Genomic DNA, 19,892 nt, shown 5'->3' with positions numbered 1-19,892 from the left:
CTGAGGGACGCGTAGCAGACGCGTCCCGGCTCTTTAAGAGAACTGACGAATGACCCTGAAGACCATCGAAGGTACCTTCATCGCCCCTAAAGGCCGCTACGCTCTGGTAGTGGGCCGTTTCAACAGCTTCGTCGTTGAAAGCCTGGTCAGCGGTGCCGTTGATGCCCTGGTTCGCCATGGCGTGAGCGAAAGCGACATCACCATCATCCGCGCACCGGGCGCCTTCGAAATCCCGCTGGTTGCGCAGAAAGTCGCTCAGAAAGGCGAGTTCGCGGCAATCATCGCCCTGGGCGCAGTCATTCGTGGCGGTACTCCGCACTTCGAATACGTGGCGGGTGAATGCACCAAGGGCCTGGCCCAGGTGTCCATGGAGTTTGGCGTACCGGTCGCTTTCGGCGTCCTGACCGTCGATTCCATCGAGCAGGCCATCGAACGTTCCGGCACCAAGGCCGGCAACAAAGGTGCTGAAGCTGCCCTGTCCGCTCTGGAAATGGTCAGCCTGCTGGCGCAGTTGGAGGCCAAGTGATTAGCGACGATAGCGATCGTTTCAACCCGCGCGATCCAAAGCCTGCGGATGCCGGCAAGCCATCGAAAAGCGTCAAGCGTCGCGAAGCCCGTCAGCTCGCGACGCAGGCGCTGTATCAATGGCACATGGCCAAGCAGTCGCTGAACGAGATCGAAGCGCAGTTCCGGGTCGATAACGATTTCACCGATGTCGATGGCGCTTACTTCCGGGAAATCCTCCACGGGGTGCCGGCGCAGAAGGACAAGATCGACACGGCCCTCAAGCCTTGCCTGGATCTGGCCATCGAAGAGCTGGACCCGGTGGAACTGGCGGTGTTGCGCCTGTCCACCTGGGAACTGCTGGAGCGTGTCGACGTGCCGTACCGCGTTGTGATCAACGAAGGGATCGAGCTGGCGAAAGTCTTCGGTTCCACCGACGGCCACAAATTCGTCAATGGTGTGCTCGACAAGCTGGCCCCGCGTCTGCGTGAAGCCGAAGTGAAGGCGTTCAAGCGCTGATTGGCGCTTGAGTCTGCGATGGGCGAGTTTGAGCTGATCCGCCACTTCTTCGCCGCCGCGCCTTGCGCGCAGGGCGGCGAAGGCGTTGCGCTGGGGATCGGCGATGACTGCGCCTTGCTCGCTGTTCCCGTGGGGGAGCAGTTGGCGGTTTCCACCGACACCCTGGTGGCCGGTGTGCATTTCTCCGACCCCTGCGAGCCGTTTCTGCTCGGCCAGCGCTCGCTGGCCGTGGCCGTCAGTGATCTGGCGGCCATGGGCGCCACGCCCGTTGCCTTTACCCTTGCCCTGACCTTGCCGACGGTGACTGCCGATTGGCTGCAAGCCTATGCCCGTGGTTTGAACCTGATGGCCCAGCAGTGCGGCGTGGCCTTGGTGGGTGGCGACACCACTCGCGGGCCGTTGAGCCTGACCGTGACCGTATTCGGTCGCGTGCCGGCCGGCAGTGCGCTGACCCGCAGCGGCGCGCGGGTGGGCGATCTGTTGTGCGTCGGCGGCGAGTTGGGCAATGCCGCAGGCGCCTTGCCGCTGGTGCTGGGGAAGCGTACGGCGCCCGCCGCAATCGCCGACCCGCTGCTGGCGCATTACTGGTCGCCACAACCTCAACTCGCGCTGGGCCAGGCGCTGCGCGGCAGGGCCACTGCGGCGCTGGACATCTCCGATGGCCTGCTTGCCGATTGCGGGCATATCGCGCTGGCGTCGAAGGTCGGTATCGAGGTCGAACGGCACCGGTTGCCGCTGTCGGACGCTCTGGTGGCCCTGCTCGGCCAATCCGGCGCCGAAGAAGCCGCCCTGAGCGGCGGCGATGATTACGTGCTGGCCTTCACCCTGCCATCCGTCGAGTGGCCTCGTCTGCTGGCAGAAGGTTGGCCCGTTCATGTGATCGGGCAAGTGGTCCCGGGGCAGGGCGTGGTGTTGCGCGACACCGACGGGCAGGACATCACCCCGCCAACGCGGGGCTATCAACATTTTCGGGAGACACCGTGACAGATCATCCCAAGCAGGTTCCGGCGGAATTCGTGCCGCCATCGGTCTGGCGCAATCCCTGGCATTTCCTGGCATTCGGCTTCGGTTCGGGCACCTTGCCTAAGGCGCCTGGCACCTGGGGTTCGTTAGTTGCGCTACCCTTCATTCCGTTGTGGCAGATGTTGCCCGACTGGGGGTACTGGTTGATGCTGGGCGTCACCATGCTGTTCGGCTTCTGGCTATGCGGCAAGGTGGCCGACGATCTGCGGGTACACGACCACGAAGGGATCGTCTGGGACGAAATGGTCGGCATGTGGATCACCCTGTGGCTGGTGCCGGAAGGCTGGTACTGGTTGCTCGCGGGTTTTGTCGTGTTCCGTTTCTTCGACATTCTCAAGCCCTGGCCGATCCGCTGGATCGACCGGCATGTGCACGGGGGCGTCGGGATCATGCTCGACGATGTACTGGCCGGGGTGTTTGCGTGGCTGGCGATGCAAGGATTGGTATGGATTTTCGCCTGAGTGGCGAAGCAGGGGACTGGGATGGTTCGACGCTGGTTGGCGGTGACGGTTTTGGCAATGTTTGGCGCGCTTGCCCAGGCGGGGGAGGCCGAGCCTGCCCCCTCGGTTATCCACCTGGCCAGTGAAGACTGGGAAGATTACACCGCCGCGGACGGTCACGGCCTGGGATGGGATGTGCTGCGGGAAGTCTTCGAGCCGGTCGGCGTCAAGCTGGACATCCGCACCGAGCCGTATACCCGCTCCATCGGGCTGGCGCAACGCGGCGAAGTGGATGCCTGTGTCGGCGCCTATCGCGATGAAACCAGCGATCTGCTGTACCCGCACTGGAATTTCGACACCGACCACATCTATGCCCTGGGCCTGGCCAGCAGTCCGGTGCCGACGGCGCAGACGCTGGGCAATTATCGGCTGGCCTGGGTGCGTGGCTACGACTACCAGGATTACCTGCCCAACATTACCCGCTATAACGAAGTTGTGCGGCGCACCGGCATCCTGTCGATGCTGCTGCACGACCGCGCCGACTATTACATCGATGCGCTGACCGAGGTGGACTACGTGATTCGCCGGGCCAGGGACCCTGCCCAGTTCCGCCGCACGCACATCGCCGAACTGCCGCTGTACCTGTGCTTTGCCGACAACCCCAAGGCGCGCAAATTGATGGCGCTGTTCGACCAGCGTATGGAACTGTTGGTCAAAAGCGGCCAGTTGAGACCGATCTTCGAACGCTGGAAACAGCCTTATCCGTTTGATTCGAATTGACTGCGCTCAGTGGGGTAGCCTGCTCGCGATGTGAGGTGTTTCAGCGACAGGCAGGTTGAATGAAGCACCGCAATCGCGAGCAGGTTCGCTCCCACAGGGGCTGTCATCCAACTTTTAGATCGTTATGTCCCACAATTCAGCCTGAGCGTCTCCCGGAACGTGCTGTTACAATGCCGCGTCTGCGAAACTCCAGTACCCCTAGATCAGGAGCACCCCGGTGTCCGTCGTTTTTGTCGCCGCTTGCAAGCTGCCCATGCCTTTTGCGCAATTCACCATGCACGGTTTTCTCGATGAAGAGAGCGGGCGCGAGCATGTCGTACTGAGTCTGGGTGAGTTCGACGACGGCGCCCCGGTGCTTGGCCGATTGCACTCCGAGTGCCTGACCGGCGATGCCCTGTTCAGCCAGCGTTGCGACTGCGGTTCGCAACTCGAAGCCGCCCTGCGGGCCATCGCCCGTGAAGGCCGTGGCGTGTTGCTGTACTTGCGCCAGGAAGGCCGTGGCATTGGTCTGCTGAACAAGATCCGCGCCTACGAATTGCAGGATGGCGGCGCGGACACCGTTGAAGCCAACGAGCGCCTGGGTTTTGCTGCCGATCAGCGTGACTACGCCATGTGCCTGCCGATGCTGCAACACATGGGGGTCAAATCCCTGCGCCTGATGACCAACAACCCACGCAAGGTCAAAGCCTTGACCGACATGGGCATCGTGGTTTCCGAGCGCGTGCCGTTGCACACCGGGCACAACCCACACAACAAGCTCTACCTGGCGACCAAGGCCAGAAAGCTCGACCACATGATGGGTAACGAGCACCAGGGCGAGGTCGATCCGGCGTGACCCGAGGTCAAGTGCGGCGTCGACTCTCCGTCAGCTGGTGGCAATACCTGGCGCTGGCCTTGTTGCCGTTGTTCGTGATCAACGGCGTGTTCGGCACCAGCGAGCCGATTCTGCCGGTGCTGGCGATGCCGATGTTCATTGCCGGCGTGGCCTCCATGTTTGTCAGCCTGAAGTTTTTCCATCGCTACAAGCATGCGCTGATCGCCACCGGCAAAGCCCTCGATACGCCTGAAGAACCTGCCGCCTGGATTACCCTGGCGGCCCGTCGTCGTGCGGCGTTCCTCGCTGCCGGGTTACCCGCCTGGATCGGTGCACTGGCGGTGTTCGTGGGGCTTGAAGCGGTGCCGTTGGTGCTGTTGGCGATATCGACCGCCGTGCTGTTCTACCTCTACCGTATCCCGCGTCAACTCAGCTGATGTCGCGTGTCTGGCTGGCGATCCTGCTGCTGGCCGTCGGCGGGGTGGCCGGTGCGGCCGGGCGTGTGGTCAGTCTCGCGCCATCGCTGTCCGAAATCGTGGTCGAACTGGGTTCGGCCGACCTGCTCGTGGGGGTGCTGGACGCCGGCGAGCGCCCGGACGAACTCAAGAACCTGCCGTCCGTTGGTCGCTACGGCCAGTTGGACATCGAGCGCCTGCTGAGCCTGCAACCCGATTTGCTGTTGCTCTGGCCCGGCAGCGTCAGCCCGGCCCAGCGCGACCAACTGCAGCGCCTGGGCATTCCCACCTATGTCGCCGAACCGCACAGCCTTGAACAACTCACCGCGCAAATCGAAGCCATCGCCGCGCAACTTGGTCGGCCCGAGCGCGGCATTGCATGGGCCAGCGATCTACGCGAGCGCCTGGCGGCCCTGCGCCAGCGTTACCGTCGCGATGAGCCGTTGCGGGTCTTCTATCAGGTCTGGGATCGACCGCTCTACACCGTGGGCGGCGGACAAATCATCAGCGACGCGTTAGCAGTGTGCGGGGCGCGCAACGTGTTCGCCGACCTGACACTGCCAGCGCCGCAGGTCAGTCTCGAAGCCGTGTTGCAGCGTAATCCCGAGGTGATCGTCGCCAGTGAGCGGGCGCAGCTCGACGCGTGGAAGGCGTGGCCGAACGTGGCGGCGGTGGCGCAGGGGCAATTGCGCTGGGTGACGGACAAGGGGCTGGAGCGGCCGAGCGGGCAGATGGTGGAGGCGGTGGCCAGGTTGTGTGAGGTGATAGCGCCGGACCGTTGAGACCGCGGCGGGCCTATCGCGAGCAGGCTCGCTCCCACAGGATTTATGCATGACCTGTGGGAGCGAGCCTGCTCGCGATAGGGTCAGTTCAAACGCCGCTGATTCGACACTAGAGCTCCGGGCTCCAGGTCACCCCGAACATCCACGCCCGGCCCTCTTCGCGATACCCGTACTGATTGCCGTCATGGCTGTACAGCGCCCGGCTGTAACCCTTGTCCAACAGGTTGTCCACCTTCAGCTCCAGCGACACTTCGGGATTCAACGCCCAGCGGCTGCGCAAACCCAGCAGCGCATAGCCACCCAGCGGCTGGCGATTGTTCTCATCGTCATAGCTGCTGCTCACCGCCTGCCAGCTGGCGCCGAGGCCCAGACGATCGAACTGCCGGTCCAGGTCCAGGCTCAGGGTACGTCGCGCACGGCGGGCCAGGGTGTGGCCGCTGTCGCGGTCGCGCGGGTCGATGATCGCCACCCCGAGGGTGCTCTGCCAGCCGAACAGTTCCTGCTTCAATGCCGCTTCAACGCCGTTGATCCGCGCCGAGGCGACGTTCTGCGGGCGGTCGTTGCTGCCGAAGATGATCGCGTCCTTGAGGTCGGTGCGGTACAGCGAGGCTTCGAGGCGGCTGGTGTCGGTCAGTTGACTGCGCCATTGCAGCTCGTAGCTTTTCGACGTTTCCGGTTTCAGGTCCGGGTTGCTGAAATCCGGGTAGTACAGGTCGTTGAAGGTCGGGGCGCGAAAGCCCTCGCTGTAGGTCAGCAGCAAATCATTGTCCGGATTCAACGGCAGGGTGAAGGTGCCGCTCCAACTGTTCTGGCTGCCGAACTGCTGGTTCTGGTCGCGGCGCAGGCCCAGCTCCGTGGAGAAACGGTCGGCCTCGAAGCGATGTTGCACGAACGCCGCACGGTTCCAGCGGCTGTCTTCATCGAAGGCGGTGCTGCTGTTGACCCGGTCTTCGTACCAGTCGCCACCCAGGATCAGGCTGTTGCGCGCGTCGAGGGTCAGGTCGTTCTGCCAGTTCAGCGAGTCGCGGTAGGTGTTGAAAACACTGCGCTCGTCGCTGAGCGTGTCGAGGGTCTTCTCGCGGTTTTCGCTGTGACCGATCTCGAGGCGGGTTTTCCAGCGCGGGTTGACTCGCGCGTCGAGGTAACTGCTGAGGCCGCTGACAGTGAAGCGGTTGTAGGGCCGCTGCTGGACCGATTCGAAGGTGGTCGGGTCAAAGCGGCCAAACGGGTTGTCGAACGCGCTCTTGCCACGGTTATCCAGCAGGTTGGCGCCGACCTCCAGGTCGTCGTCGAAGGCGTGGCTCAGGCTCAGGCTGAGGGATTGATTGCGGTACTCGTCATGATCGCCGTCGCTCGGATACGACTCGTGGGTGCGGTCGATACCCGCCGTTTCATCGTGGCTCGCACCGAGGTTGAAGCGGGTTTGCTCGTCGCCACCGGACACGCCGAGGCTGCGCTCCCACGTCTGGTTGCTGCCAAGGCCGATGTGCAGGCGGGGTTGCAAGCCTTGTTCGGCACCGCGTCGGGTGAAGATCTGGATCACCCCGCCAATCGCATCGCTGCCATAAATCACCGAGCGGGAACCGCGCAGCACTTCCACGCGCTCGACCTGTTCGATGTTGATGTGTTGCAGGTTGCTGTCGCCGGAGGTCGAGTTGCCGATGCGCTGACCGTCCACCAGCACCAGGCTCTGCGCCGACTTGGTGCCGCGAGTATAGATCCCGGGCAGGCTGCCGCGCCCACCGGTTTGCCCGACCTGCACGCCCGGCACACGGCGCAGCAGGTCGGTGACACTGCCCGGTTGCAGGCGGTCGATGTCTTCGCGGGTGAACACGGTATTGGCGGCACTGCTGTCGTTGCGCGCTTCGACCTGGCGGTTGGCACTGATCAGCACATCGGGGAGCTTGAGCGCCTGGTCACGTTCGAAAGTGTCGGCCAGGAGTGGGGTGGACGGCAGGAGGGCCAGCGTCAGGGCCAGGCGGGAGAGGTTCATTGGCGGTCCATTGGAGCTTGGATGTCCACACAGCGAATGTGGGAGCGAGCCTGTTCGCGATGAAGGAGAGCCAGTCAAATCACTCCTGGCTGACACACCCTCATCGCGAGCAGGCTCGCTCCCACACTGTCAGTCGTTCAGCCGTTGCAGGCGCTCGCGCACCGACGCTTCGATCCCGGCTTCATCCAGGCCACACTCGGCCAGCATCTGCGCTGGCTTGGCGTGCTCGACATAGCTGTCGGGCAAGCCCAGGTGCAGGATCGACTTGAGGATGTTCTCCCGGGCGAGGAATTCGCTGACCGCGCCCCCTGCGCCGCCCATGATGGCGTTTTCTTCGATGGTCACCAGCAACTCATGGTTGCCGGCAACGTCGCGAACCAGCGCTTCATCGAGCGGCTTGACGAAGCGCATGTCGACCACGGTCGCGTCCAGCGTTTCGGCGACCTTCAAGGCTTCGGCCAGTTGCACGCCGAACACCAGCAGGGCGACCTTGCTGCCCTGGCGACGAACCACGCCCTTGCCGATCTCGATCGGTTGCAGGTCTTTCGAGAGGGGCGCGTTCGGGCCGTTGCCACGCGGGTAGCGTACGGCCGCCGGGCCGTTGTACAGGTGGCCGGTGGTGAGCATCTTGCGCAGTTCGTTTTCGTCGCTCGGGGTCATCACCAGCATGCCGGGGATGCAACGCAGGAACGACAGGTCGAAGCTGCCGGCGTGTGTCGGGCCGTCTTCGCCCACCAGGCCGGCGCGGTCGATGGCGAACAGCACGTCCAGGTTCTGCACGGCGACGTCATGCACCAGTTGGTCGTAACCGCGTTGCAGGAACGTCGAATAGATGGCCACCACCGGTTTCGCGCCTTCGCAGGCCATGCCGGCGGCGAGGGTCACGGCGTGTTGCTCGGCAATGGCCACGTCGAAATAGCGCAGCGGGAAACGTTCGCTGAACGCCACCAGGTCGGAGCCTTCCTTCATCGCCGGGGTAATGCCCACCAGGCGCGGGTCGGCCGCGGCCATGTCGCACAGCCATTCGCCGAACACGCCGGAGTACTTCGGCCCGCTGGCCTTTTTCGGCGCTGCGGCCGGGGCGTCGACGGGCTCGAGCTTGGTGATCGCGTGGTAACCGATCGGATCGACTTCCGCCGGAGCGAAGCCTTTGCCCTTCTTGGTGACGACGTGGAGGAATTGCGGGCCCTTGAGGTCGCGCATGTTGCGCAGGGTGGCAATCAGTGTCGGCAGGTCGTGGCCATCGATCGGACCGATGTAGTTCCAGCCCAGCTCTTCGAACAGCGTGCCGGGGACCAGCATGCCCTTGGCGTATTCTTCGGTGCGCCGGGCGATTTCCCAGGCGCCGGGCAGGCGCGACAGGACCTTCTTGCTGCCCTCGCGCATGCTGGCGTAGGTGCGGCTGGAAAGGATCTTCGCCAGGTAGTTCGACAGCCCGCCGACATTGCGCGAGATCGACATGTCGTTGTCGTTGAGGATCACCAGCATGTTGGCGTTCACTTCCGGCGCGTGGTTCAGCGCCTCGAAGGCCATGCCGGCGGTCAACGCGCCATCGCCGATCACCGCAATCGCCTTGCGATCGCTGTTCTGCAGGCGGGCGGCAATGGCCATGCCCAGTGCAGCGCTGATCGACGTGCTGGAGTGGCCGACGCCGAAGGTGTCGTACTCGCTTTCGGAGCGACGCGGGAAGGCGGCGATACCGTCCTTCTGGCGCAGGGTGCCCATGCGCTCACGACGGCCGGTGAGGATCTTGTGCGGATAGGCCTGATGACCGACGTCCCACACCAACCGGTCGTCCGGGGTGTCGAAGACGTAATGCAGCGCGATGGTCAGCTCGATGACGCCCAGGCCGGCACCGAAATGCCCACCGGTCTGGCCGACCGTGTAGAGCAATTCCAGGCGCAACTCATCGGCCAGGGTTTCCAGCTCGGCTTCACCTAGCCGGCGCAGGCCGTCCGGCGTGTTGGCGCGGTCGAGCAGGGGCGTGGTCGGGCGCTTGCGGGGAATCTCATGAAACGTCGTGGGCATCAGGCGAATCGTTATAGGTATAAAAGATGCGGCAGTTTACCTGATGCATCGCCCCCTGCCCACGCGTTGGTCTTTTTTGGCCGATACGCCGTCAGCTGCGGCGACCGACGATATACCGGGCCAGGTCGCGCAACGGCTCTGCGGCCGCGTCAAACGGTCGCAGCGCGTGCAGGGCCTGATCGCGCAGTTCCAGGGCGTAGGCCTTGGCTGCGTCCAGGCCGAGCAGGGCCGGGTAGGTCGGCTTGTCGCGGGCGATATCGGCACCCTGGCGTTTACCGAGGGTTTCGGTATCGCTTTCGACGTCGAGGATGTCGTCCTGCACCTGGAACGCCAGGCCGATGGCCTGTGCATAGGCCTTCAGGGATTTGAGTTCGTCCTTCTCGGCACGGCCGCTGGCCAGTGCGCCGAGCTTGACGCTGACTTCGATCAGCGCACCGGTCTTGTGCCGGTGCATGTATTCGAGGGCTTTCTGGTCGAGTTTGAGGCCCACCGAACCGAGGTCGATGGCCTGGCCGCCGACCATGCCCGCCGGGCCGGCCGCCAGTGCCAGCGCACTGACCATTTGCAGGCGGATATCCGCATCCGCCGAACTCAGGCGCGGATCGAGCAGGGCGCTGAAGGCCAGGCTCTGCAAGCCGTCACCGGCGAGTATCGCGCAGGCTTCATCGAATTTCTTGTGGGTGGTGGGTTGGCCGCGACGCAGGTCGTCGTCGTCCATTGCCGGCAAATCGTCGTGCACCAGGGAGTAGGCGTGGATCAACTCCACCGCGCAGGCCGCGCCGTTGGCTTGCTCGGCTTCGCCGCCCAGCGCTTCGCAGGCGGCATAGGCCAGCAGCGGTCGCACCCGCTTGCCGCCATTCATCACGCTGTAGCGCATGGCTTCGTAAAGCCGTGCGAGCTCGGGGCTCGGCGCGTTGAACAGGGTTTCCAGTGCCGCGTTGACACGGGCCTGGCTGGTCGCGGAATACGCTGCAATCATTCTGGCTGATCCGCGTCGAAAGGTTCCTCGGCCAACTCGCCATCACGTTCGAGCAACACTTGAACCTTCTGCTCGGCCTGGGCCAGCGCTGCCTGGCAATCGCGGGTCAGACCGATGCCTTGCTCGAAAGCCGTCAGCGAGTCCTCCAGCGACAATTCGCCGTTCTCCAGTCGCTCCACCAGCGTTTGCAGGTCAGCGAGGGATTGTTCGAAATCCAGTGCAGCTTTTTTGCGGGCCATGGCGGCTATTTCCGGTTGACGTTAAACCGGCGCGACACTAGCAGATAGGGGGGTTATGGGCAAATTGGCGGGGGCGACAGTGCCCCTGTGGGAGTCTGCTCGCGATGGGAGAGTGTCAGGCCACCTGAGATCACCTGACAGTCCGCCATCGCGAGCAGGCTCGCTCCCACAAGGGCCGATAATCCCGTCGGCTAACCCGGGTGGTTGATCTGATACCGCGTGCTTCGACCGCCCCCCGGCAGGCGTGTGAGATAGCCTTTTTCCAGGAGCTCGGCCAGGTGCCGGGTTGCCGTGGCCTTGGAGACTTTCGCCACAGCCTGGTATTGAGCCGCGCTGATCCCGTCTTCAAAGCCACGTACGCCGCCATCGAGCAGGCGATTCAGCACTTTGGTCTGCTCCTCTGACAGGCTGTGCTGCGGGTGGGCCTGCCAGAAGCGCGCCTTGCCCAGCACCGACTCGATGCGCGCCATGGCCTGTTGCAAGCTGCGCAGCAAGGTTTGTAAAAACCATTCGAGCCAACGGGTGATGTCCATGGTCGCCTTCTGACTGGCTTCCAGTACCCGATAATAGCCGGAGCGATCGTCCAGGATGCTCGCGGACATGGCGTAGAAACGAATCGCTTGGGCTTCGCCCTGCGCCAGTGCCAGGTCGGTGATAGTGCGCGTCAGGCGGCCATTGCCGTCGTCGAAAGGGTGCAGTGTCACGAACCAGAAATGGGCGATACCTGCCCTGAGCAACGGGTCGAGCCCCACCTCGTTGCGGCTGGTTTCGAACCATTCCAGAAAAACGTCCAGTTGCCGCTCCAGCCCCTGGCGGGGTGGCGCTTCGAAGTGGACCGTCGGACGGTCCAGGCGTCCGGATACAACCTGCATCGGGGCCTCGCCGCGCAAGGCGCCGATGCGAATCGGTCGTGCGCCGAGCGCGTGGTCCTGCTCAGGAAACAGCCATTCATGCCAGTCCAACAGACGCTCAAGGGTGAGTGGTTGGGCGTAATGTTGAGTGGCGTCGAGCAGCAACTGCGCCAGACCTTCGCTGCGTTGACTCACTTTATCGCCATCAACCTGCTGCAACCCCAGGCGCCGAGCGAGCGATGAGCGTACCGACCCGACATTCAGTTGCTCGCCCTCGATAGCTGAGGACGTGACGATATTCTGCAGCAAGGCATCCAGTTCGCTTTGCGCGCTCAGTGAGCCGCCCACCGAGCCGGCCATGCCCATCAGCCGGCCCTGAGCCTGCACGCACTCGCGCAGCACGGGCGCCAAGTCCTCGGGTTGCCAATGGAAGGTTGGCCAATCGGGCTGTTGCCAGATCCAGTCGGATGCCATCACGGAGGTTTCTCGCTCGGTGAGCCGAATAGCGAATCTATTCGGCTCATATGGTGAGCCGAATATGCAGGTTATTCGGCTCACCGTCTACCGACGCCGTGAACACCCCCGCAAATTCCTCGACCTTCGATTGTCAAAAAACCAACCAATGGCTAACCTTCGCGCCTCTTACGACCCGACAGTCACGGGTTTTCTGACGAAACGCAGTTTTTGCCTCTGTAACGCGCCGAGGATCGGGCGCAAGGTTTCGTCATGCATGGCAGGAGGCGTTACATGCGTTCATTTCTACGGGTGCTGATGGGGTGGGCCTTTGCGGCGGCCGCCTGGGCCGGGCCGACGGCTGAGCTGTCGGAGCCGGTGGGCGGCTGGCGGTACAACGGCTTGCTCGATCGCAGCGAAAACCCGCGAGTGGCTTATCCCACGCCACCCATCGACCGGGGCGTGCAACGCAATCGCACGATGATCGAGGGCCAGCTCAAGGCAATCGGTCCCCGGCGCGGGCCGCACACGCTGGCGGTCAATGGCAATCCCCTGAACCTGTACACCGACGACCAGGGGCGATTCGCCCGGCCGTACGCCTTTGGCGCGGGCTCCAACAGCGTCGAAGTGCGCAGCGCCGAAGGTCAGTCGCTCAAGCGGGTGCAATTCTATGAAGCCAACCACCTGCGCACGCCCGCGCGGATTCGTGTGGTGCTGGGGTGGGACGACCCGAAGGCCGAGCTCGACCTGCACATCATTACCCCCGACGGCCAGCACGCGTTCTGGGCCCGCCCGGCGATGAACAACGGCGGGGGCCTGGACCCGGACGGCGTCGATGGTCCCGGTCCGGAAATGTTCACCATGACCGCGCCGCTGCACGGCACCTATCTGGTCTACGTCAACTATTGGGGCAACTTCGGCAACGGCGGCTATAACTTCGATGAGGCCAGCAACCAGAACGAGGTGATCACCTCGCAGATCAACCTGGTGCTCAACGAAAACACCGTCGATGAAAAGCGCGAGACCTTCATCGTCCCCTTGCGCGCCATCGGTGACCTGCTGCTGGTCAAGACTTTCAACTATTAAGCATCCCGCACCACGGATGAATTGGGCCTTTTCAACATGAGCGATAACACCGTTACCCCAGCCGCCGACGCACCTGCCGGCAAGACTCCCCGCCGCTGGCCGGCATTGCTGGTCGGCCTGTGCCTGGTGGCCGGCGTGGCGGGCGGGTTGGGCTGGTTCATGCACAAGCCCAAGGCGCCAGCGGCGCAACTGGCCAGCGACAAGCTGGGCATGAGCCGCCCCGACGGTTTGCTCGAAACCCGTTCCCTGAGCCAGTTGCCCAGGGATCTGCTGGCGGTGCCGTTCCTCAAGGAGACCCTCACCGAGGATTTTGTCTTCTATTACGAGACCCATGCCGATCGACTCGGGCTGATCGGCAGCCTGCGGCGGATCATTTACGAGCATGACCTGAAGTGGCAGGACAACCTGATCGAGCAACTCTTCGATCAGCCGGCGGACGTGGCGCTGTGGCGCGGGGCGGATGGCCGCCTGAAGGACTTTTTGCTGGTGATGGATCGCGGTGGCCTGGCCAGGCTGCTGGAGCCATTGGCGAAAGTGGCCCTGGACGATACGCAGCTGAGCACAGTCGGCGAGGTGAAGGTGGGCACCGAGGCCGTGGCGCTCTATCAACTGACCTACGGCGCCAGCAAGGCGCTGCTGTTCGCCTCCCATGGCGACAAACTGGTGGTGCTGTCCAACCCGGGCAAGCTCTATGACCCGCAGAGCGGTGCCTCGCTGGAGCCGGGCAGTGTGTCGACCGAGGCCATGGGGGCCTTGCTCAACGGCGACAAACTGTTCCCCGAAGCCTTCGGCCTGCCGCCTCGCGCGCCGGAAGTGAAACAACGCCTGTCGGTCAATGCCAGCGTCCTGGCCATGGGTTACCAGCGCTTCATCCCGAACTTCGCCGGGCTGCGCTTCGACATGGACGACAAGGGCTGGCACAGCTTCCTCGCCATGGACGAGCTGGAGAACCAGCCGGATTTCGACTTCAAGCCGATCTGGCAAGCCATGCCGATGGGCGCCAGCGCCTGCGTGGCCCTGCCACTGGCGGCCGAACAACAGCAACCGCTGCTGGTGAAACTCGGAGCCGAGACAAGCGTGGCCCAGGCGTTGACGGAACGCATGGCTGGCGCCGCCGGGCTGTGCTGGTATGCCGATTCGCGGCTGTACACGCCGCTGCTGGTGGCCAGCCTGAACGACAAGGACAGCGCCCGGCTCGACGGTGATCTGGGCACGCTGTTCGGCTCGATGGTCGGTGCCTACGAAGGCAATGTCGAGGAGCAGGCCTTCCCGGTGGTCGAGAAGCAGGCGACTGATCGTCATCAGTGGCAGCGTCAGGTCAGCTCCAATTTCGGTCCCTACAAGGCCAAGGAAGCCGAGAACCCGGACGCGATCACCGGCAAGGCATTCATGAGGGTCAGCCTCGCGCGCCACGGTTCGACGCTGCTGTTTTCCCTCGACGACAAGCTGGTGGACAAAGCCCTCGGCACCCTCGACAAACGCTTTCCGCCGATGGCCGACGTGGTGCCCAGGGACCAGCTGATGCCGGTCTATTTCGGCCCGGATTCGATGGCGCAGCTGATGCAGCGTGAAACCCTCGACAGCCTGCCGCAGGACATGGAGCCGGTGTTCTACAACGCCGCGCAAACCTACCTGATCCCCAAACTGCGCAAGCTTGGCGGTTACGGCAAGTACGCGCTGACCCTGCCTGAGGGCAGCGAGCCGGACGGCCACTGGCAATGGCTGCCACTGGAGTGGAAAGCACTGTGACCCTGCTTATCCGCAGCCTCGGCCTGTTGGCGCTGGTGCTCGGCGGCCACGCCTTCGCCAGTGACGCCGCCGCGCTCGATCCGCAGCAATCCCAGGTGTTCCGTGCCTGGTTCGTGCGCATCGCCCAGGAACAGCTGAGCAAGGGGCCGAGCCCGCGCTGGTACCAGCAGGATTGCGCCGGACTGGTCCGTTTCGCTGCCAATGAAGCCCTCAAGGTGCACGACGACAAATGGTTGCGCAGCAATGGCCTGTCCAATCGCTACCTGCCGCCGGAGCTGTCCTTGAGCGACGCCCAGCGCGGCCTCGCCCAGCAATGGCAGCAGGGCGGTGGCAAGGTCGGGCCTTACGTCAACGCGATCAAGCTGATCCAGTTCAACAGCCATCTGGTCGGCCGCGACGTGACGCAGGCGCGCCCCGGCGACCTGATGTTTTTCGATCAGGGCGACGATCAGCACCTGATGATCTGGATGGGCCGCTACATCGCCTATCACACCGGCACGACCACCCCCACTGACAACGGCATGCGCTCCGCGAGCCTGCAGCAACTCATGACATGGAAGGACACCCGATGGATACCCGACGCAGCCAACCCCAACTTCATCGGCGTCTATCGACTGAATTTTCTCTCCCAATGACCGGTGCCCGCATGTTGCGTTTTCTGTCTCTGCTGTTGGTGTTCGTGATGCCTTTCTCGGCGGTGAATGCCGAAGACACCGTCGAGCCGAGCGGCTACACGCCGGTGGCCGGCGAAAGTTTCTTCCTGCTGGCCGACAGCAGTTTCGCCAGTGACGAGCAGGCGATGGTGCGGCTCGAGGCGCCGGGCCGCGACTATCGCCGGTTCCGCATGGAGCCCTACGGCGGCGCGGACATTCGGGTGTACCGCATCGACAAACCGCTGGATTTCCTCAAGCGCCAGAAGAACCTGCACCGGGTGGTCAGTGACGGTCAGTTCAAGGGCGAAGGCCTGTCCAATACCCTCGCGTACCTGTGGGACAACTGGTACCGCAAATCCCGTCGGGTGATGCAGCGCGCTTTTTCCTACGAATCCCGCAAACAGGTCACCGAGGACGTGCCGGAACTGAAGATGGGGGCTGCGATTGCCGCGCCAACGCCTTACGACGCCCAGCCGCAATTCGCCCTGATCCCGGGCCTCCCGGTGGTCAGCCAGTTCCGTTACCCGCTGTGGCAGGCCAAGCCGATCCAGCCGCCGGCCGGCGTCAACCTGGCCGGCTCTTCCAGTGAGTTCGTCAGCGTGGCGCCGGGCAACGTGTACATCCCGTTGGGCAACCTCAAGCCCGGCCTGTACCTGGTGGAAGCGTTGATCGGCAAATACCGCGCGACCACCATGGTGTTCGTCTCCAACACCGTGGCCGTGAGCAAGATTGCCGGCGATGAACTGCTGGTGTGGGCCGCGCGCAAACACGAAGGCAGTTCGGTGCCGAAGGTCAATGTGCTGTGGACCGATGGCCTGGGCGTGATGAGCAGCGGGGCGACCGACGCCGATGGCTTGCTGCGGTTGAAACACGTGAGCCCCGAGCGTTCGTTCGTGATCGGCGAGGACGAAGAGGGCGGGGTGTTCGTCTCCGAGAACTTCTACTACGACAGCGAAATCTACGACACCAAACTCTATGCCTTCACCGACCGCCCGCTGTACCGGCCGGGGGATTGGGTGTCGCTGAAGATCGTCGGTCGCGAGTTCAAAAATGCGCGCGATTCGGTCTTGCCGACCGCGGCCGATGTGAATGTCACGGTGCTCGATGCCACCGGCACCGCGCTGCAATCCCTGGCGCTCAAACTCGATTCGAAATCCGGCACCCAGGGGCGTTTCCAGTTGCCGGAAAACGCCGTGGCCGGCGGTTATGAGCTGCGTTTCAGCTACAAGGACCAGGCCTACAGCAGCGCCTTTCGCGTCGCGGAATACATCAAGCCGCACTTCGAAATCGCGCTGAACCTGGCCAAGCAGGATTACCGCACCGGCGAGCCGGTGAAAGGCAGCCTGGTGCTGCTCTATCCGGACGGCAAGCCGGTGGCGAACGCCCGGCTGAGCCTGAGCCTGCGTGCGCAACAACTGTCGATGGTCGATAACGAGCTGCAATACCTGGGGCAATTCCCGGTGGAGCTGACCAGCACCGAACTGACCACCGACGCCAAGGGCAGTGCCACCCTCGACCTGCCGGCCACCGACAAGCCGAGCCGCTACATGCTCACCGTGTTCGCCAGCGATGGCGCGGCGTATCGGGTCAAGGTCACCCGGGAAATCCTCATCGACCGTGGCGCCGCGAATTTTCGCCTGAGCGCACCGCAGCGCTTCAGTGCGGTGGGCGACGCGGTGCAGTTCAGCTATTTCAATGAGAGTGGCAGCGAGCAGGGCAAGGCCCTCACGCCGAGCAGCTACAGCTGGGTGCGCCTGGAGGACCAGAGCAGCGGCGAAGGCAAGCTCGCGGCCGGCGACAAAAGCTTTTCCCTGGCCTTCGAGCGGCCCGGGACTTACAACCTGACGCTGAAGGATGACCACGGCCGTGCGGTCGGCGCCACCGGTCACTCGGTCACGGGGGAGGGTGTCAAGGCGGTGCCCGGCACCGTGGAAATCGTCCTCGACAAACCCGAGTACAAGGCCGGCGACGAAGCCCTGGCGCTGATCACCTTCCCGGAGCCGGTCAGCGATGCGCTGCTCTCGCTGGAGCGCGACAAGGTCGAGGCCACGGCGCTGATGTCCAGGGGCGGCGACTGGCTGAAGCTGGAAAAACTCAGCGACACCCAATACCGCGCGCGCATCCCGGTGAAGGACAGTTTTGCGCCGAACCTGACCTTCTCCGTGCTGTACACCAAGGGTGGCCAGTACAGCTTCCAGAATGCCGGCATCAAGGTGATTGCGCCGCAAATCGAAGTGGCCATCGCCACCGACAAAGAGGCTTATCAGCCCGGTGACACGGTGTCGGTGGACCTCACCACCGCGTTCGCCGGCAAGCCGATCGCCGCTCACCTGACGGTCAGCGTGGTCGATGAAATGGTCTACGCGCTGCAACCGGAGGTGGCGCCGAGCATCGACCAGTTTTTCTACCATCCACGGCGCAACAACGTGCGCACCAGCGCCAGTCTGTCGTTCATCAGCTACGACGTCGCCTTGCCCGGCAGCCCGGGCGCACCGGGTAAAGCCAACCGCAGCGAGCGTGGCGTGAAGGTGCTCGAGCGACCGCGTCGCGAAGACGTCGACACCGCCGCCTGGCAGCCGGAGTTGGTCACCGATGCCAACGGCAAGACCCGTTTCACCTTCACCATGCCGGACTCGCTGACCCGCTGGCGCATCACCGCCCGGGCCATCGCCGATGACGGTCAGGTCGGCCAGAAGAAGCAGTTCGTGCGCTCGGAAAAACCGCTGTACCTGAAGTGGAGCGGGCCGACGCGATTCCGCAGTGGCGACAAACCGGATCTCGGTGTGTTCGCGTTCAATCAGACGGAAAAACCGCTGAAGGCCGAACTGCTGATTCATTACGCCGGTACTGAGCAACGGGTGCCGGTGACATTGAACGCCGGCATCAACTACATCGCGTTGCCAGCCTTTGCGCTGGCCAGTGGCGAGTGGCGTGCGGAGCTGGTGCAGGACGGCAAGACCGCCGATGCCCTGGCCGTGCGCCTGACCGCGACCGGTGAAGGCTGGCAGGTCACCCAGACGCAAAGCCTCGACGTGGCCAGCGGCGACACCCCGCTGAGCCTGCCGGCCGACGCGACCGATATTCGCCTGCGCCTGGACGACAGTCCGCAGGCGCTGTTCCGTACGGCACTCGACGATTTGCTCGCTTATCCGTACGGCGGCGTCGAGCAGACCGCCAGCCGCCTGCTGCCGTTGAGCATCGCTTATCCGTCGCTGGCGTCGAACCCGCAGATTCGTGATCGCCTGCGCCTGATCATGCAGAACAGCCGCTTGCGCCTGGTGCAAATGGCCGGGCCGTCGGCGAGTTTCACCTGGTGGGGCTTCGACGGCGAACCGGATGCGTTCCTCACCGCTTATGCGTACTACGCCGACTGGAACGCCAGCCAGGTACTGCAGCTGACCCTGCCCCCGGAGCACTGGCAGCGGGTGCTGGAGGTGTACGCCAGGCAGGCGCCGAACACACCGTTGCTGCAACGGGCGTTGATCCTGTCGTTTGCCAGGCAGATGCAGTTGCCGGTCAACACGCTGCTCAGCGGTTTGATCGAAGATCTGGCGAAGGCCGGCGAAGGCCAGGTCGACACCCTGATGGACGATGGCACGGACAGCCTGGTCATGGGCGATCCGGATTCGGCACTCGGCCTGGCGGCGGCGCGGGTCCTGAGCGCATCGCTGGCCACTCAGTCGAAAGTCGCGTTGCCGGAGGCATTCAATCGTCAGGTCGGCGCAGCGCAACAGCGGCTGGCGGTCAGTTCCCAGCCGTTCGCCGAAGCGCTGAGCCTGTCGCTGCAACCGTTCGATCAGGTTCGTGCACAGGCGCTGCTGCAACGCCTGCTGCCGCAGCAATCGACACTGGAGCGCGCTCTGGCGCTGACCTGGTTGCAACGCAGCATCGCACAGGCTTCGCCGACCATCGCCCTGACGCCCGGTGAGGGCTGGAAGAAAAAGTACGGTGCGAGTGGTGAGATGTATTGGACGTGGCAGGGCGCTACGGCGGTGCCGGGTGTGCTCACGGTGTCCGGCACCCAGGAGCGCCCGCTGCGTGCGGCGCTGAGCTTCCAGACTGGGCAACCGCCCGTCGAATCGATGCCGGTCACCGTCACCCGACGCCTGTCGCGTCTGGTGCCGGGCGACGAAGCGTTCACGTTCACGCTGGAACCGGTCGGCAACAAACCGTTGTCCAGCGACAGCCTGTATCTGGACGAGGTGATCCTCACCGGCAAATCCGCGAAACCGTTGCGTTACGGCATGCTCGAAGTCCCGTTGCCACCCGGCGCGGATGTCGAGCGCACGACGTGGGGCATCAAGTTGCAGGGCAAGGCGGGCACCGAGCCGGCCGCCCTGGAAAAGGCGCGCTTCGAGCCGGGGCAACTGGCCTACGCGGTGCCGGTGGATGCGCTGAGCGGCGAATTGCGTCTGCGCCATCTGGTGCGTTTCTCGCAAAAAGGCCAGTTCAACTTGCCGCCAGTGCGCTTCACCCAGGTCTACGCGCCACAGCATCAGGCCCAGGAAGCGAAAGCCGCCCTCGGCCAGATCACGGTCAACTGA

17 protein-coding genes are annotated in these 19,892 nt (G+C 63.9%); 12 read left to right on the top strand and 5 right to left on the bottom strand.

What is annotated here, in order from left to right; genetic code table 11:
- Positions 1-49: 49 nt before the first annotated feature.
- The 8 genes from ribE to IB249_RS27705 all read left to right on the top strand — a co-directional run bounded on the left by ribE (position 50) and on the right by IB249_RS27705 (position 5,317).
- Positions 50-526 carry a 6,7-dimethyl-8-ribityllumazine synthase gene (gene ribE, locus IB249_RS27740; protein WP_003228649.1) on the top strand — a complete coding sequence of 159 codons (477 nt, stop codon included), beginning with the start codon at positions 50-52 and terminating at the stop codon, positions 524-526.
- Positions 523-1,023, top strand: a complete 501-nt coding sequence (gene nusB, locus IB249_RS27735) for a transcription antitermination factor NusB (protein ID WP_192309285.1) — start codon at positions 523-525, stop codon at positions 1,021-1,023. The genes ribE and nusB overlap by 4 nt, the downstream gene beginning before the upstream one ends.
- Positions 1,024-1,041: 18 nt before the next feature.
- Positions 1,042-2,007 carry a thiamine-phosphate kinase gene (gene thiL / locus IB249_RS27730; protein ID WP_192309283.1) on the top strand — a complete coding sequence of 322 codons (966 nt, stop codon included), beginning with the start codon at positions 1,042-1,044 and terminating at the stop codon, positions 2,005-2,007.
- Entirely contained in the window at positions 2,004-2,507 is a 504-nt protein-coding gene (locus IB249_RS27725; protein WP_192309281.1) for a phosphatidylglycerophosphatase A, read from the top strand. Before thiL ends, IB249_RS27725 begins: the two co-directional genes overlap by 4 nt.
- A 21-nt stretch (positions 2,508-2,528) precedes the next feature.
- Positions 2,529-3,266 (top strand): substrate-binding periplasmic protein, encoded by a 738-nt coding sequence (locus IB249_RS27720; protein WP_192309279.1) that lies wholly within the window; start codon positions 2,529-2,531, stop codon positions 3,264-3,266.
- A gap of 217 nt (positions 3,267-3,483) precedes the next feature.
- A complete protein-coding gene (gene ribA, locus IB249_RS27715; protein WP_192309277.1) occupies positions 3,484-4,101 on the top strand; it encodes a GTP cyclohydrolase II in 618 nt (205 codons plus the stop codon).
- Positions 4,098-4,517 carry an MFS transporter gene (locus tag IB249_RS27710; protein WP_192309275.1) on the top strand — a complete coding sequence of 140 codons (420 nt, stop codon included), beginning with the start codon at positions 4,098-4,100 and terminating at the stop codon, positions 4,515-4,517. Before ribA ends, IB249_RS27710 begins: the two co-directional genes overlap by 4 nt.
- A complete protein-coding gene (locus tag IB249_RS27705; RefSeq protein WP_192309273.1) occupies positions 4,517-5,317 on the top strand; it encodes a cobalamin-binding protein in 801 nt (266 codons plus the stop codon). The genes IB249_RS27710 and IB249_RS27705 overlap by 1 nt, the downstream gene beginning before the upstream one ends.
- 109 nt (positions 5,318-5,426) lie before the next feature.
- Here the strand turns inward: IB249_RS27705 and IB249_RS27700 are convergent, their stop codons facing one another.
- From IB249_RS27700 to IB249_RS27680, 5 genes are all read right to left on the bottom strand, one after another.
- Complete coding sequence (locus IB249_RS27700) at positions 5,427-7,310, bottom strand: TonB-dependent receptor domain-containing protein (protein WP_192309271.1); 1,884 nt, start codon at positions 7,308-7,310, stop codon at positions 5,427-5,429.
- 129 nt (positions 7,311-7,439) lie between these two features.
- A complete protein-coding gene (gene dxs / locus IB249_RS27695; protein ID WP_192309269.1) occupies positions 7,440-9,338 on the bottom strand; it encodes a 1-deoxy-D-xylulose-5-phosphate synthase in 1,899 nt (632 codons plus the stop codon).
- Between the two features lie 91 nt (positions 9,339-9,429).
- Entirely contained in the window at positions 9,430-10,317 is an 888-nt protein-coding gene (locus tag IB249_RS27690; protein ID WP_192309267.1) for a polyprenyl synthetase family protein, read from the bottom strand.
- The gene (locus IB249_RS27685) at positions 10,314-10,556 is read right to left on the bottom strand and encodes an exodeoxyribonuclease VII small subunit (RefSeq protein WP_007894317.1); all 243 of its coding nucleotides are present in this window, start codon (positions 10,554-10,556) and stop codon (positions 10,314-10,316) included. The genes IB249_RS27690 and IB249_RS27685 overlap by 4 nt, the downstream gene beginning before the upstream one ends.
- A 191-nt stretch (positions 10,557-10,747) precedes the next feature.
- Entirely contained in the window at positions 10,748-11,881 is a 1,134-nt protein-coding gene (locus tag IB249_RS27680; protein ID WP_192309385.1) for a Fic family protein, read from the bottom strand.
- Between the two features lie 273 nt (positions 11,882-12,154).
- Here IB249_RS27680 and IB249_RS27675 point away from each other — a divergent pair, with 273 nt between their 5' ends.
- The 4 genes from IB249_RS27675 to IB249_RS27660 are packed head-to-tail and all read left to right on the top strand — an operon-like array spanning position 12,155 to position 19,892.
- Positions 12,155-12,946, top strand: coding sequence for a YfaP family protein (locus tag IB249_RS27675; protein ID WP_192309265.1), 792 nt, complete (start codon positions 12,155-12,157; stop codon positions 12,944-12,946).
- Positions 12,947-12,982: 36 nt separating this feature from the next.
- Entirely contained in the window at positions 12,983-14,695 is a 1,713-nt protein-coding gene (locus tag IB249_RS27670; protein WP_192309263.1) for a DUF2138 domain-containing protein, read from the top strand.
- A complete protein-coding gene (locus IB249_RS27665) occupies positions 14,692-15,330 on the top strand; it encodes a DUF1175 domain-containing protein (RefSeq protein WP_192309261.1) in 639 nt (212 codons plus the stop codon). The genes IB249_RS27670 and IB249_RS27665 overlap by 4 nt, the downstream gene beginning before the upstream one ends.
- Positions 15,327-19,892 (top strand): alpha-2-macroglobulin family protein, encoded by a 4,566-nt coding sequence (locus IB249_RS27660; RefSeq protein WP_192309259.1) that lies wholly within the window; start codon positions 15,327-15,329, stop codon positions 19,890-19,892. Before IB249_RS27665 ends, IB249_RS27660 begins: the two co-directional genes overlap by 4 nt.

The organism is Pseudomonas sp. PDM04 (genome assembly GCF_014851765.1).
Taxonomy (GTDB): domain Bacteria; phylum Pseudomonadota; class Gammaproteobacteria; order Pseudomonadales; family Pseudomonadaceae; genus Aquipseudomonas.
Note: the sequence above shows the minus strand (reverse complement) of the source record. Positions and strands in the feature narration are given on the sequence as shown.

Coding starts and splice junctions, on each gene's coding strand:
- ribE (WP_003228649.1), top strand. CDS start 50: ATGACCCTGAAGACCATCGAAGGTACCTTCATCGCCCCTAAAGGCCGC.
- thiL (WP_192309283.1), top strand. CDS start 1,042: ATGGGCGAGTTTGAGCTGATCCGCCACTTCTTCGCCGCCGCGCCTTGC.
- IB249_RS27720 (WP_192309279.1), top strand. CDS start 2,529: ATGGTTCGACGCTGGTTGGCGGTGACGGTTTTGGCAATGTTTGGCGCG.
- IB249_RS27705 (WP_192309273.1), top strand. CDS start 4,517: ATGTCGCGTGTCTGGCTGGCGATCCTGCTGCTGGCCGTCGGCGGGGTG.
- IB249_RS27700 (WP_192309271.1), bottom strand. CDS start 7,310: ATGAACCTCTCCCGCCTGGCCCTGACGCTGGCCCTCCTGCCGTCCACC.
- dxs (WP_192309269.1), bottom strand. CDS start 9,338: ATGCCCACGACGTTTCATGAGATTCCCCGCAAGCGCCCGACCACGCCC.
- IB249_RS27690 (WP_192309267.1), bottom strand. CDS start 10,317: ATGATTGCAGCGTATTCCGCGACCAGCCAGGCCCGTGTCAACGCGGCA.
- IB249_RS27685 (WP_007894317.1), bottom strand. CDS start 10,556: ATGGCCCGCAAAAAAGCTGCACTGGATTTCGAACAATCCCTCGCTGAC.
- IB249_RS27680 (WP_192309385.1), bottom strand. CDS start 11,881: ATGGCATCCGACTGGATCTGGCAACAGCCCGATTGGCCAACCTTCCAT.
- IB249_RS27675 (WP_192309265.1), top strand. CDS start 12,155: ATGCGTTCATTTCTACGGGTGCTGATGGGGTGGGCCTTTGCGGCGGCC.
- IB249_RS27670 (WP_192309263.1), top strand. CDS start 12,983: ATGAGCGATAACACCGTTACCCCAGCCGCCGACGCACCTGCCGGCAAG.
- IB249_RS27660 (WP_192309259.1), top strand. CDS start 15,327: ATGACCGGTGCCCGCATGTTGCGTTTTCTGTCTCTGCTGTTGGTGTTC.